This is a genomic window from Pseudomonas delhiensis, from assembly GCF_900187975.1.
In the GTDB taxonomy this organism is placed as follows: Bacteria; Pseudomonadota; Gammaproteobacteria; order Pseudomonadales; family Pseudomonadaceae; genus Pseudomonas; species Pseudomonas delhiensis.
In genome coordinates, this window is sequence record NZ_FZPC01000002.1 from 106,955 (window position 1) to 120,996 (window position 14,042).

The window sequence follows — 14,042 nt, forward strand, 5'->3', positions numbered from 1 at the left end:
CGGACTTGTCCGGAGCCGTCCAGACTCAGGGCTTGCTGCCGGGCGGCAGCGGCGGGTCCTGGTCCTTCACCGGCGCCCCGGGCAGCGCCAGGGGCAGCTGGGTGACGTTCTGCGCCAGGTGGATTTCCTTGCCCTCGCCGTTCTTGACGAACACGTCCAGCTGATTGAAGGCCATGTCCACGCCGTGCTCGCGGAAGCTCAGGGCGATGGCGGTGAGCAGTTCGTCCACCGCCGGGTTGCGGTCGCCCAGCTCGCGCACGTGGAAGCGCAGCTCGTAGTCGAAGGTGCTGGCGCTGATGGCCAGGAAGTACAGCGACGGCTCGGGGTCGCGCAGCACCCGCGGGTTGGCCCGCGCGGCCTCGAGCATGAGCTTGCGCGCCAGGGCCAGGTCGCTCTCGTAGGCCAGGCCGATCTTGATGGTCACGCGGGTCACGGTGTCGCTCAGCGACCAGTTGATCAACTGCCCGGTGATGAAGGTCTGGTTGGGGACGATGATTTCCTTGCGGTCGAAGTCGGTGATGGTGGTGGCGCGGATGCGGATGCGGCTGACGGTGCCGGACAGGTTGCCGATGGTCACGGTGTCGCCGATGCGCACCGGGCGCTCGAAGAGGATGATCAGGCCGGAGACGAAGTTGGAGAAGATCGCCTGCAGGCCGAAGCCCAGGCCCACCGAGAGGGCCGCCACCAGCCACTGCAGCTTGTCCCAGCTCACCCCCAGGGTGGACAGCGCGCTGACGATGCCGACGCCGCTGATGGCATAGGACAGCAGGGTGGTGATGGCGTAGGCGCTGCCCTGGGCCAGGGTCAGGCGCTGCAGCACCAGCACTTCCAGCAGGCCCGGCAGGTTGCGCGCCAGGGCCACGGTCACCGCGGCGATGACCAGCGCCATGAGCACGTCGCCGAGGCTGATCGGCAGGTTGGTGGCGCTGTCGCCGGTGCCGCCGGTGTACTGGTAGAGGGTGACGTTGTCCAGGTAGGCGGCGACGCTGATCAGGTCGGCCCACACCCAGTACAGCGCCACCACGAAGCCGATCAGCAGGCCCAGGCGGATCAGGCGCAGGGACTGCTCGTTGATCTGCTCGATGGCCAGGGTCGGTTCTTCCGCGGTCTCGCCGCCGTCGGGGCCTTCCTTGGGCGGGTTCTGCCGCTTGGCCTGGGCGCGCTGGTAGGCCAGGCGCCGCGCCGCCACGCTGAGGCCGCGGACGAAGGTGGCCTCGATCACCACCCAGACCATCAGCAGGAACAGGGTGTCGATCAGCCGGTCGCTCAGGCGCAGGGCGGTGTAGTAGTAGCCGAAGCAGACGGCGACGAAGAGCAGCACCGGCAGCGCGGTGAAGAGCGCGCCGACGATCATCTTCACCGCCGACGGCCGGCTGGTGCTGGGGCTGGCGAAGAGCATGCGCGCCATCAGCCAGGTCATCACCGCGAAGCCGGTGAGCACCACGGCGATGCCGATCACGTCGTCGGCCAGGCTGCCGGGCTGGCGCTCGGCCACGGTGACCACCGCGGCCAGGGCCATGACCACCACGCCGAGGCGGCGGATCAGCTTGCTGCTGAAGCGCACCTGGGCCTGGCTCCAGTGGAAGTGCCGCTCGGCGATGCCGCCGGGGCTGAGGATGCGGTGCGCGGTGTAGAACACCAGCCAGACCTCGGCCATCTGCAGCAGCGCGGCGCCCAGGGTGGCGTTCTGCCCGCGGGCGTCGAGCATCAGGGCCAGGCCGGCGATGGCCAGGGTCAGGGTCCCGGGCAGCGCCAGCAGCACCGCCAGCAGCAGGGCCAGCGGGGTGTGCGCCTGGCTGTCGCGCTTGAAGTGGCCGATGTCGTCGTTGATCGAGGCGAGCTTGTCGTAGAGGTAGCGGCGCTTCCACAGCAGCCCGGCGATCAGCAGCAGCAGCGGCAGGAACAGCAGCGGGCGGTCCACCAGGCCCTCGCCCACCTCGACCACCGCCGAGCCCCAGGGCACCTCGGAGAGCTGGTGCTGCAGCAGTATCGGGGTCATCTTGAACCAGGACAGGTCCAGCGGGCGGTTGCTGGGGATCCAGAACATCTGCTCGTCGAGGGTGGCGCGCAGGTTGTCGCTGGTGTCCTTGAGCTGCTTCTGGTTCAGCTGCAGGGTGATGGCCTCGTTGAGCACGGCGTTGAGCTCGTGGTTGAGGCGCTCCATCAGCTCGCCGCGGGTGTCCACCAGGTTCGCCAGGTCCTTGCGCAGCTGCGCGGTGACGGCTTCCTGGGGCTGCTGGGCGAGCAGGTTGTCGATGTACAGCTGCGGGTTGGCCAGTTCGTCGCGCTTCTGGTTCAGCTCGAACTGGTACAGGCGCAGGTCGGCGATCTCGTCGGCCAGCTCCTGGTCGGTCTTGATCTTCGGCAGCGACTGCTTCTGCTGGTAGAGGACCTTGGACAGCAGCAGGCTGCCGCGCAGCACGTTGATCTGCTGGTCGAGGGTCTGGTCGACCTGGCTCAGGCTGTCCAGGTGCTGCTTGGCCTCGAGGTTGCGGCGGGTCAGCACGTTGAGGCGGTCGGTGGTGCGCAGCAGGTAGTCGGACAGGCGCAGGTTCTCGGCGCTCTCCTGGCTCAGCAGGCTGTCGCTGCCGGCGCCCTGGCTGCCGTCGCGGGCCAGTTCGGCGACGGTCTTCTCCGACTGCTCGCGGCGCATGCCGCTGATCATGGTCTGCAGTTCGAGGGTCTCGCGCTCGGCGCGGGCCACCTGTTCGCCGAGCAGGTCCTGCTGGCTGCTGGCCAGGTCCTGCAGCAGGTTGTTGCCGGCCAGCTGCTGGCGCAGCAGCTGGATCTGCGCGTTGAGCGCGGCCTGTTCGGCGAGCAGCTCGTTGCGCCGCTCGGAGGCCAGCGCCTTGCCGGTCTCCTTGCCGGCCTTGAGGATGTTGCCGATCTCCAGCAGGCGCGACTGGGCGCTGCTGATGTCGGCCTGGGCGCGTTCCGGGCGGGTCTGCGCGGTGATGTACAGGCTCTTCGCGTCGGTCAGCTGCTTCTGCCAGTCGGCCAGCTGGGTGGAGCGGTCGTTGAGCAGCATTTCCAGGCGGCTGACGTTCTCCCCGGCGTAGCGCTGGGCCGCCGGCTTCTCGCTGCTGCCCTTCAGGCGCGCCAGGCTGCGCTGGTTCTCCAGTATCTGCCGGGGGGCGTCGGCCAGGCCGGCCTTGAGCTCGGCCAACTGCTTCTCGCTGTCGTCGTGGGCGGTTAGCAGCTTGAGGGTGCGCTCCAGGCTGGCCTTGGTGACCTTGGCATCGGCGTCGGCGAGCTTGCGATCGGCCAGGCCGTCGAGGCTCTGCTGGACGGCCTCGGCGGACGGTGGCTGGTTGGTGTCCTCGGCGTGCACGGGGAGCACGGCGAGGCAGCCGCCGAGCAGGACGGCGGCGAGCAGGTTGCGCAGCGGGAATGGCATGGTCGCGGGCGGCTATCGATAAGTTGCAGTGAGGGTAGGTGTGCCCGGCGGCGCCGGCAAGAGGGAGCGGCGCCGCCAGGCGTTCGGCAGGTTCAGAGGAACAGCCCGGGGCCCGGGCGACCTTCGGGGAATTTGACCCCCACCTTGCGAATCTTGTTCCCGTCCAGGGCGGCCACGGTCCAGGTCAGGCCGTTCCACTCCACCTGGTCGCCGATGATCGCCTGGCCGCCGATCTGCTGGGCGATGAAGCGGCCGAGATTCTGCTCGCCGTCGACGCCGTCGAGCTTGAGGCCGTAGAGCGAGGCCACCGCGGAGAGCTGGGCGTCGCCCTCCAGCACGAAGTCGCCGAAGAAGCGCGCGCCCAGGCCGCGGTCCGGGGCCTGGCTGAACAGCTTGCCGAGGGCCGACAGGTCGTGCTCGTGGCCGATCACGCAGAGGATGTCGTCGGCCTCCAGGATGGTGCTGCCGGAGGGGTGCAGCAGCTGGGTGCCGCGGAACAGCGCGGCGATGCGGGTGCCCTCGGGCATCTTCAGCTCGCGCAGGGCCGCGCCTATGCACCACTTTTCCTTGCTCAGGTGGTAGACGAACAGCTCCCATTCGCTGGTCGGGTGCACTTCCAGGCCGGCGCGGGAGATCGGCGCCGGGTCCGGCGGCACCACCACGCGCAGCAGCTTGGCCGCCCAGGGCAGGCTGGTGCCCTGCACCAGCAGCGAGACCAGCACGATGAAGAAGGCCACGTTGAAGAACAGCTGGGCATTGGGCAGGCCGGCCATCAGCGGGAACACCGCGAGGATGATCGGCACCGCGCCGCGCAGGCCGACCCAGGCGATGAAGGCCTTCTCGCGGCCATGGAAGGCGCGGAACGGCGCCAGGCCCACCAGCACCGACAGCGGCCGGGCGAAGAGGATCATCCACAGCGCCAGGCCCAGGGCCGGCAGGGCGATGGGCCAGAGGTCGTGGGGCGTGACCAGCAGGCCGAGGACCAGGAACATGCCGATCTGCGCCAGCCAGGCCATGCCGTCGAGCATGTGCAGGATGCCGTGGCGCGAGCGGATCGGCTGGTTGCCCAGCACCAGGCCGCACAGGTAGATGGCCAGGATGCCGCTGCCGTGCACGGCGTTGGCCAGGGCGAAGATCAGCAGGCCGCCGCTGATCGCCAGCAGCGGGTAGAGGCCGCTGGCCAGCTGCATGCGGTTGATCACCTGCAGCAGCAGCCAGCCGCCGCCCAGGCCGAGCACGGCGCCGATGCCGAACTCGCGCAGGAAGTGGGCGAAGAAGCTCCAGCTCAGCTCGCTCTGGCCGTGGGCGAGCATGTCGATCAGGGTGACGGTGAGGAACACCGCCATGGGGTCGTTGCTGCCCGACTCGATCTCCAGGCTGGCGGTGACCCGCTCGTTCAGGCCCTTGCCGCCGAGCAGCGAGAACACCGCCGCGGCGTCGGTGGAGCCGACGATGGCGCCGATCAGCAGGCCCTCCATCCAGCTCAGCTTGAACAGCCAGGCGGCGGCCAGGCCGGTGAGCCCGGCGGTGATCAGCACCCCCACCGTGGCCAGCGACAGCGCCGGCCAGAGCGCCACGCGGAAGCTCGCCACGCGGGTGCGCAGGCCGCCGTCGAGGAGGATCACCGCCAGCGCCAGGTTGCCCACCAGGTAGGCCATGGGGTAGTTGGAGAAGCCGATGCCGCCGGGCCCGTCGGTGCCGGCGACCATGCCCACGGCGAGGAAGATGACCAGGATCGGGATGCCCAGGCGCGAGGACAGCGAGCTGACCAGGATGCTCATGCCCACCAGCACCGCACCGACCAGGAAATAGGTGTTGATCGAGACGGCATCCAAGGTGTCGGAGCTCCTGGCGGGGCGAGGGGGGGGCGGCGCTGACGGAACGGATGCAGGCCGCATGCCAAGGGATTCTAACCTGCGGATTTGCAAGGCTGTCAAAGGCTAATTGCAGTGCCGCCACGGAGCTTTCGGCAGGCTTTCAACGGCCCGTGCGGGGCGGGTAACCGTTCGGGCTTCTCCGTCGTTCGGCCTTGGCCGGGAAGCCGGGCGCGACATGGGTGTGGCGGCGTATAACCGCGAACGGTTATACGCCCTACGTCACGGGTTGGCCTGGCGTAGGGCGGATAACGTTCCACGTTATCCGCCGCTTGGCCTTGGCCTCAGGCCCGCTCCGGGTTGGGCTCCGCAGTGGCGCTGATGGGTATCGCTTCGCTCAACGCCATCCTACGAAAGCCATGCTCGCTGTCGCGCCCATAAAAAAGCCCCGGACGTGACCGGGGCCCGAAGGTACATGGGGACTAGAACCAGGCGTCCCGCATGCTGGAACAGGTATCGTCGCGGGCCTCCAGCAGGGCCAGCTCGTGGTGGCAGGACGGCACCTCCCAGGTCAGGAAGTAGCGCGCGGCCTGCAGCTTGCCGCGGTAGAAGTCCTCGTCGGCGGCGTTTCCGGCTGCGAGGCCTTCCTCGGCGCGGATCGCCTGTTCCAGCCAGCGCCAGCCGATGACGGTGTGGCCGAACACCTTCAGGTACAGCGCCGAGTTGGCCAGGCCCTGGGCCACCTTGCCCTGCATCAGGTCGCCGAGCAGCGCCAGGGTCACCTCCGACAGGCGCGCCAGCAGTTGCTCCAGCGGCTGGCGCAGGGCGTCCAGCGACGGGTACGCCCGGGCGCGCTCGCAGGCCTGGTGGATCAGGCGGGTCAGCTGCTTGAGGCCGGCGCCGCCGTTCTGCGCCAGCTTGCGGCCCAGCAGGTCCAGCGACTGGATGCCGTGGGTGCCCTCGTGGATGGGGTTGAGGCGGTTGTCGCGGTAGTACTGCTCCACCGGGTATTCGCGGGTGTAGCCGTGGCCGCCGAGGATCTGGATGGCCAGTTCGTTGGCCTTCAGGCAGAACTCCGAGGGCCAGGACTTGACGATCGGGGTGAGCAGGTCGAGCAGCTCGTGGGCCTGCTTGCGCGCATCCTCGGTGGGCAGCGTCTCGCAGTCGTCCACCAGGCGCGCGGCGTACAGGCCGAGGTCGAAGGCGCCCTCGACGTAGGCCTTCTGTGTCAGCAGCATGCGCTTGACGTCGGCGTGCCCGATGATCGACACCTGCGCCGAGGTCGGGTCCTTGGCGTCCACCGGGCGGCCCTGGGGGCGCTCGCGGGCGTATTCCAGGGAGTACAGGTAGCCGGCGTAGCCGAGCATGATGGCACCCATGCCGACGCCGATGCGTGCCTCGTTCATCATCTGGAACATATAGGCCAGGCCGTGGTGCGGCTTGCCCACCAGGTAGCCGACGCAGTCGCCGTTGTCGCCGAAGTTCAGCGCGGTGGAGGTGGTGCCGCGCCAGCCCATCTTGTGGAACAGCCCGGCCAGGGCCACGTCGTTGCGCTTGCCGAGGCTGCCGTCCGGGTTCACCAGGAACTTGGGCACGATGAACAGCGAGATGCCCTTCACCCCGGGTGGCGCGTCCGGCAGCTTGGCCAGCACCATGTGGACTATGTTTTCCGAAAGCGGGTGGTCGCCGCCGGAGATGAAGATCTTGTTGCCCTTGATCCGGTAGCTGCCGTCGGCATGGGGTTCGGCGCGGGTGCGGATGTCGGCCAGGGAGGAGCCGGCGTGGGGCTCGGTCAGGGCCATGGTGCCGAAGAAGCGGCCCTCGATCATCGGCTGCAGGAACAGGCGCTTCTGCTCCTCGTCGCCGAAGGACTCGATCAGGTGGCTGGAGCCCATGCTCAGCATCGGGTAGGACGAGGTGGCGATGTTGGCCGACTGGAAGTGCGCGAAGCAGGCCCGCGAGAGCAGGTGGGGCAATTGCATGCCACCCTGTTCGAAGCTGCGCGAGGCATTCTGGAAGCCGGCTTCGTTGAAGGCGTCCACCGCCGGCTTGACCTCGGGGATCAGCACCGCGGCGCCGTCCACGTACTGCGGCTCGTGCTCGTCGTTCTTGCGGTTGTGCGGGGCGAAGAGTTCCTCGGCGATGCCGCGGGCGGTGGCCAGGGCGGCGTCGAAGGTCTCGCGGTTGTGCTCGGCGAAGCGTTCGCGTTGGGTCAGGGCCTCGGCGTCGAGCACTTCGTAGAGCTCGAAGGCGAGGTTGCGGGAGCTGAGCAGGGTCTCGGACATTGTCGGCCTCCAGGGGAATGGCCGCAGTCTAGTCTGGTGAATGAAGCGGGCACAGCAACATCGACGAGCGTGATAAAGGCCTAAAACAATGCCGGTGCAGCTAAACTGCACGCCCCCAAGGAGTCTGCCGTCCATGAACTACCGTCACGCCTACCACGCCGGCAACCACGCCGATGTCCTCAAGCACCTGGTCCTGTCGCGGATCTTCGCCCTGATGGTACGCAAGGACACGCCCTTCGCCTTCCTCGACAGCCATTCCGGCATCGGCCTGTACGACCTGCAGGGCGACGAGGCCAGCCGTACCGGCGAGTGGGAAGCGGGCATCGGCCGCCTGTGGCAGCTCGACGAGGTGCCGGAACTGGCGGTGGACTACATGGAAGTGGTGCGCGCGCTGAACCCCGACGGCGAACTGCAGTACTACCCCGGCTCGCCGGAACTGGCGCGGCGCCTGACGCGTTCCCAGGACCGCGTGCACCTGAACGAGCTGCACCCGGAGGACGGCCGCCTGCTCAAGGCCAACATGGGCGGCGAGCGGCGCATCGCCGTGCACCAGAACGACGGCTGGCTGCTGCCGCGGGCCCTGCTGCCGGTGCCGGAAAAACGCGGGGTGCTGCTGATCGACCCGCCCTTCGAGGAGGCCGACGAACTGGAGCGCTGCGTCATCGCCCTGGAAGAGGCCATCGGGCGCATGCGCCAGACGGTGGTGGCGGTCTGGTACCCGATCAAGGACGAACGCCAGCTCAAGCGCTTCTACCAGGGCCTGGAACGCAGCAAGGCGCCCAAGCTGCTGCGCGTGGAGCTGCTGGTGCACCCGGCGGACAGCGCCGACCGCCTCAACGGCTCCGGCCTGGCCATCGCCAACCCGCCGTGGCCGCTGGAGGACGAACTGCGCGAACTGCTGCCCTGGCTGGCCGAGGTGCTGGCGCAGAGCGAGGGCGGCTGGCGGCTGGATTGGCTGATCGAAGAAGCTGCAAGCGGCAAGCTTTAAGCCGCAAGCAAGAGCATCCAGGGCGTATAACCGTGCGCGGTTATACGCCGTTGGTCGGGCCTCTCCTGGCGCCCTGGTGCCAGGGCCAATCGGCGGATAACGCTGGCGCGTTATGCGCCCTACGATGTTGGGCTTGCAGCTTGCAGCTTGCAGCTTGCAGCTTGCAGCTTGCAGCTTGCAGCTTCCGGCTACGCCGGCAGGCACACCCCGGTCCCACCCAGCCCGCAATAGCCGTTGGGGTTCTTCGCCAGGTACTGCTGGTGGTAGGCCTCGGCGTAGTAGAACGGCGGCACCTCGCGGATCTCGGTGGTGATCTCTCCGTAGCCGCTGGCGCTCAGTTCCTGCTGGAAGGCCGCGCGGCTGGCTTCCACCGCGGCCTTCTGGGCCTGGTCGTACCAGTAGATGGCCGAGCGGTACTGGGTGCCGGTGTCGTTGCCCTGGCGCATGCCCTGGGTCGGGTCGTGGGATTCCCAGAATACCTTGAGCAGCTGCTGCAGGCTGGTCTGCTGCGGGTCGAACACCACCAGCACCACCTCGCTGTGCCCGGTCAGGCCGGAGCAGACTTCGTCGTAGGTGGGGTTGGGCGTCAGGCCGCCGGCGTAGCCCACCGCGGTGACCCAAACCCCCGGCTGTTGCCAGAAGCGCCGCTCGGCGCCCCAGAAGCAGCCGAGGCCGAGGACGATCTGCTGCAGGCCGCCGGGGAACGGCGGGCACAGCGGGTGGCCGTTGACGTAGTGGGTCTCCGGCACCGGCATCGGCGCTTCGCGGCCGGGCAGGGCCTGGGCCTGGGTGGGCAGCTCCTGCTTGTGCACGAGTATCTGCGAGCGGAGGGTCATGGCGTGGGTCTCCTTTGTCCTGGGTGGCGATAGACGCGCGAAGACCCTGGAGATTACAGCCTTTGTCCGGGCGGTGGGGCTTTTCAGTCGCCCCGGCAGGGGTAGCGCTGCAGGCTGCTGGCGAGCAGGGCGCCGGGGATCGGCTTGTCGAACAGGTAGCCCTGGCCGATGTCGCAGCGGTTGCGCCGCAGGAAGGCCAGCTGCGCCGCGGTTTCGACGCCTTCGGCGACCACCTGCAGCTTGAGGTTGTGGGCCATGGCGATCACCGCCGAGGTGATTTCCATGTCGTCCTGGTTGTCGGGGATGTCCTTGATGAAGCTGCGGTCGATCTTGATGACGTCGATGGGGAACTTCTTCAGGTAGCTCAGCGACGAGTAGCCGGTGCCGAAGTCGTCCATGGCCAGGGTCAGGCCCAACTGCTTGAGGCGTTCCAGCTGCTGCTTGGTGTCGGCGGTGGCGTCCAGCAGCAGGCTTTCGGTCAGCTCCAGTTCCAGACGCCCGGCCGGTACCTGTTCTTCATGGAGGATGGCGGCGATGGAGCCGACCAGGTCGGGGTCGCTGAACTGCTTGGGCGACAGGTTGATGGCGATGTTCAGGTCGCCCAGGCCGGTTTCCGCCAGCTCGCGGCCCATGCGGCAGGCCTCGCGGATCACCCACTTGCCGATGGGGATGATCAGCCCGGTTTCCTCGGCCACGCTGATGAACTGGTCCGGGCGGATCATGCCCTTCTCCGGGTGCTGCCAGCGCAGCAGCGCCTCCAGGCCGAGCAACTGGCCGCTGCGCAGGCACAGCTTGGGCTGGTAGTGCACCGCCAGCTCGTTCTGCACCAGGGCGCGGCGCAGGTTGCTCTCGACGAATAGCTTGTGGCTGGCCTCGGCGGTCATTTCCTCGGTGAAGGTCTGCAGCTGGTGCTTGCCGTTGGCCTTGGCCTTGTGCAGGGCCAGGCCGGCGTTCTTCATCAGCGTCTGCGGGTCCTGGCCGTGCTGCGGCGCGTAGGCCAGGCCGATGGAGCCGGTGATGTTGATCAGCTGGTTGTCGACGAACAGCGGCTTGTCGAGCACGTCGAGGATCTGCGCCGCCACCCGCTCGCCGCGGCCGGGGCTGGATTCCTCCAGCAGCACGGCGAATTCGTTGCTGGCGAAGCGCGCCAGGGTGGTGCCGTCCACCAGGCTGCTGCGCAGGCGCCGGGCCAGGCTGGCGAGCAGCTTGTCGCCGGTCTGGTGGCCGAGGCTGTCGTTGATCCGCTTGAAGTTGTCGATGTCCACCAGCAGCAGGCCCAGGGGCGGACCGGAGCCGGCGCGCAGGCGTTCTTCCAGCACGTTGATGAAGTAGTGCCGGTTGGCCAGGCCCGTGAGGTTGTCGCGGTAGGCGAGCTTCTCGATGTGCTGCTGCGCCAGCTTGCTCTGGGTGATGTCCTCGTAGATGCCGATGTAGTGGGTCAGCTCGCCGTCGTCGGCGTAGACCTTGGACAGCGACAGCTGCCCCCAGTAGGGCTCGAGGTTCTTGCGCCGGCTGCGGAACTCGCCCTGCCAGCTGTTCTGGTTGACCAGGGTGGAGCGCGCGTCGAACAGCAGTTCGCTGAGGTTGGCCAGGGCCGGCACCTCGGCCAGGCGGCGGCCGCGCACCTCGTCGGCGCCGTACTGGGTGATGGCGGTGAAGCTGGGGTTGACGTACTCGATGACGCCGTCGCGGTCGATCAGCAGGAAGGCGTTGGCGCTCTGCTCGACGGCGCGCTGGAACAGGTGCAGGGCGCTGGAGGCGCTGCGCCGCTCGTGGTTCATCAGGACCTGGGCGTACTGGTCGGCCAGCTCGCCGGCGAAGGCGATCTCGTCGCTCTGCCACAGGCGCACTTCGCCGATGTGCTCCAGGCAGAGCACGCCGACCACCTCGCCGCCGACGCGGATGGTGGCGTCGAGCATGGCGCTGATGCCCTGCGGGCGCAGGTAGGCCTCGGCCAGCTCGCGGGTGCGCGGGTCCTGCAGGACGTTGTGCGCGTCTATGGCGCGGCCGCTGTTGATGGCGTCCAGGTAGTTGGGGTAGCGGCTGGCGTCGAAGCCGCGCGGCAGCTCGAACTGGTCGATGTCGCGGCGGTACACCGCCACCGGTTCCATGTGGTTGTCCCGGGTCAGCCGCCAGATGCCGGCGCGGGCCACGTCGTAGGCCTCGCTGGCGGCCTGGGCGATCAGCTGCGCGGCCTCCAGCAGCGGGTCGCTGGACTGGTAGCGGTGCCGCGCCAGGCGCACGATGAGGTTCTGCTGGGCGCGCGAGCGCACCAGGTGCTGCAGGTGCTCGTCCTGGGAGCGCTGGTACATCTCCAGGGACATCTGCAGGCGCAGGTTCTGTTCCGCCAGTTCGCCCTGGCTGGCCTGCCGGGCGCCTTCCTCGTCCTGCAGCAGGTAGCCGTGGAGCAGCTGGCGGCCGCGCTGCTGGAAGGCCTCGCCGACTTCCAGCAGGTTCAGCACGCCGCGGGGCGTGTGCAGGCTGTAGCGCACCTGGTAGTGGGCGTGCTCCAGCAGCTGCTGCTGGATCAGCTCGTGCAGGCGGTGCCGCGCCTCGGGCTCCATCAGGCTGGCATAGGGGGCGTCGAGCAGGCCGCAGAGCTCGGCGGCGGCGACGCCGAAGGCGCGCTCGCAGGCCGGGTCGAGGAACAGCAGGGTCCAGCTCGGTTCATTCAACCGCTCGAAGCGCAGCAACCCCAGCCGCGAAGGGACGGGGAGCTGGGTGACAGCCTCGACCGCCGGGCGATTGGCGGTATCGGGATGACTCTTCATGCTCGGCGGTTTTCCAATACTGGGCGAGGTACTTTGCCTCGGCCGACTTCTGCTGGGCGAAGGCAAGGGTGCATGATGCGGTTTTGTCTGACAAGCAATGCCTGTATCGGCGGGACCGGGAGGATTTTGAGCCGCGTGCGGGGTGCCGTTGATCGGAGAATGCCACGCGTCATGGCGTTTTGCCATTATCGCGGCCGGCGGAAATAAAAAAAGCCCCGTCATCCGGCGGGGCTGGAGAGAACGAGCGTGGCGTGCCCGTTGGTGGAAAGCGATCGGCCCCCGGGCGGGGGCCGATGCGGTTACAGCAGCAGGGTGCGGATGTCGCCGAGCAGCTCGCCCAGGCGCTTGGTGAAGCGCGCGGCGGCGGCGCCGTTGATCACCCGGTGGTCGTAGGACAGCGACAGCGGCAGCATCAGGCGCGGCTGGAAGGCCTTGCCGTCCCAGACCGGCTGCATGGTCGCCTTGCTCACACCCAGGATCGCCACTTCCGGCGCGTTGACGATCGGCGTGAAGCCGGTGCCGCCGATGTGGCCGAGGCTGGAGATGGTGAAGCAGGCGCCCTGCATGGCGTCGGCCGAGAGCTTCTTGGTGCGCGCCTTCTCCGCCAGTTCCGCGGCCTCGGCGGCCAGCTGCAGCAGGCTCTTGCGGTCGACGTCGCGGATCACCGGCACCAGCAGGCCGTCCGGGGTATCCACGGCGAAGCCGATGTGCACGTACTTCTTGCGGATCAGCGCCTTGCCGCTGGGGGCCAGGGAGCTGTTGAAGTCCGGCAGTTCCCTGAGCAGGTGGGCGCAGGCCTTGAGCAGGATCGGCAGCACGGTCAGCTTGACGCCGGCCTTCTCGGCGGCGGCCTTCTGCGCGATGCGGAAGGCTTCCATGTCGGTGATGTCCGACTGGTCGAACTGGGTCACGTGGGGCACGTTCAGCCAGCTGCGGTGCAGGTTGGCGGCGCCGACCTGCATCAGGCGGGTCATGGCCACTTCTTCGACTTCGCCGAACTTGCTGAAGTCGACTTCCGGGATCGGCGGGATGCCCGCGCCACCGCTGGCGCCGCCGGCCGGGGCCGACTTGGCGCGCTGCAGCTGTTCCTTGACGAACAGTTGCACGTCTTCCTTGAGGATGCGGCCTTTCGGACCGGTGGCCTTCACCTCGGCCAGCTCGACGCCGAACTCGCGGGCCAGCATGCGCACGGCCGGGCCGGCGTGGACCTTGGCGCCGTCGCGGCTGGGCGCGCCCACCGGGGCCGGGGCTTCGGCCCTGGCGGCGGCAGGGGCCGGCGCTGCGGCAGCCGGAGCGGCCGGTGCAGCAGCCGGGGCCGGCGCGGCAGCCGGTTGCTCGGCGGCGGCCGGGGCGGCGCCCGCGACCTTGAGCTTGAGGATCAGGTCGCCGGTGCCGACTTCGTCACCGACCTTGATCGACACGCTTTCCACCACGCCGGCGGCCGGCGAGGGGATTTCCATGCTGGCCTTGTCGGATTCCAGGGTGATCAGCGACTGGTCGGCCTCGACCGTGTCGCCGGCTTTCACCATGACTTCGATGACGTTGGCCTTGCCCGCCGAGCCGATGTCCGGGACGGCGATGTCCTGGACGCTGGCAGCCGCCGCCGGGGCTGCGGCAGGGGCGGGTGCGGCGGCCGGAGCCGGGGCCTCGGCCTTGGGGGCTTCGGCGGCCGGGGCGGGCGCCGCGGCCGGAGCCTCGGCTGCGCCGCCCTCGACTTCCAGCTCGAGGATCTCGTCGCCTTCCTTCAGGGTGTCGCCCACCTTGACCTTCAGGCTTTTCACCACGCCGGCCTTGGGCGAGGGGATTTCCATGCTGGCCTTGTCGGATTCCAGGGTCAGCAGGCTCTGGTCGGCCTCGACCTTGTCGCCGACCTTGACCAGCAGTTCGATGACTTCACCCTGACCGTTGCCGATGTCGGGTACGCGGATCAGCTCACTCACAATGCGTCTCC

Annotated in this window: 7 protein-coding genes; 1 reads left to right on the forward strand and 6 read right to left on the reverse strand. The window is 68.6% G+C overall.

The window, feature by feature from the left end:
* Positions 1-25: 25 nt before the first annotated feature.
* The 3 genes from mscK to CHC02_RS02415 form a co-directional block, all read right to left on the reverse strand.
* The gene (gene mscK / locus CHC02_RS02405; protein WP_089389924.1) at positions 26-3,397 is read right to left on the reverse strand and encodes a mechanosensitive channel MscK; all 3,372 of its coding nucleotides are present in this window, start codon (positions 3,395-3,397) and stop codon (positions 26-28) included.
* 92 nt (positions 3,398-3,489) lie between these two features.
* Entirely contained in the window at positions 3,490-5,232 is a 1,743-nt protein-coding gene (locus CHC02_RS02410) for a potassium/proton antiporter (RefSeq protein ID WP_089389925.1), read from the reverse strand.
* A 461-nt stretch (positions 5,233-5,693) separates the two neighbouring features.
* The gene (locus CHC02_RS02415) at positions 5,694-7,496 is read right to left on the reverse strand and encodes an acyl-CoA dehydrogenase (RefSeq protein WP_089389926.1); all 1,803 of its coding nucleotides are present in this window, start codon (positions 7,494-7,496) and stop codon (positions 5,694-5,696) included.
* Between the two features lie 133 nt (positions 7,497-7,629).
* Here CHC02_RS02415 and CHC02_RS02420 point away from each other — a divergent pair, with 133 nt between their 5' ends.
* The gene (locus CHC02_RS02420; RefSeq protein ID WP_089389927.1) at positions 7,630-8,484 is read left to right on the forward strand and encodes a 23S rRNA (adenine(2030)-N(6))-methyltransferase RlmJ; all 855 of its coding nucleotides are present in this window, start codon (positions 7,630-7,632) and stop codon (positions 8,482-8,484) included.
* 188 nt (positions 8,485-8,672) lie between these two features.
* On the opposite strand, the gene msrA is transcribed toward CHC02_RS02420, so the two are convergent.
* The 3 genes from msrA to aceF form a co-directional block, all read right to left on the reverse strand.
* Positions 8,673-9,320 carry a peptide-methionine (S)-S-oxide reductase MsrA gene (gene msrA / locus CHC02_RS02425; protein WP_089389928.1) on the reverse strand — a complete coding sequence of 216 codons (648 nt, stop codon included), beginning with the start codon at positions 9,318-9,320 and terminating at the stop codon, positions 8,673-8,675.
* An 83-nt stretch (positions 9,321-9,403) separates the two neighbouring features.
* Positions 9,404-12,091, reverse strand: a complete 2,688-nt coding sequence (locus tag CHC02_RS02430) for a putative bifunctional diguanylate cyclase/phosphodiesterase (protein ID WP_089389929.1) — start codon at positions 12,089-12,091, stop codon at positions 9,404-9,406.
* A gap of 299 nt (positions 12,092-12,390) precedes the next feature.
* Positions 12,391-14,031 carry a dihydrolipoyllysine-residue acetyltransferase gene (aceF, locus tag CHC02_RS02435; protein WP_089389930.1) on the reverse strand — a complete coding sequence of 547 codons (1,641 nt, stop codon included), beginning with the start codon at positions 14,029-14,031 and terminating at the stop codon, positions 12,391-12,393.
* Between the last annotated feature and the right edge of the window lie 11 nt (positions 14,032-14,042).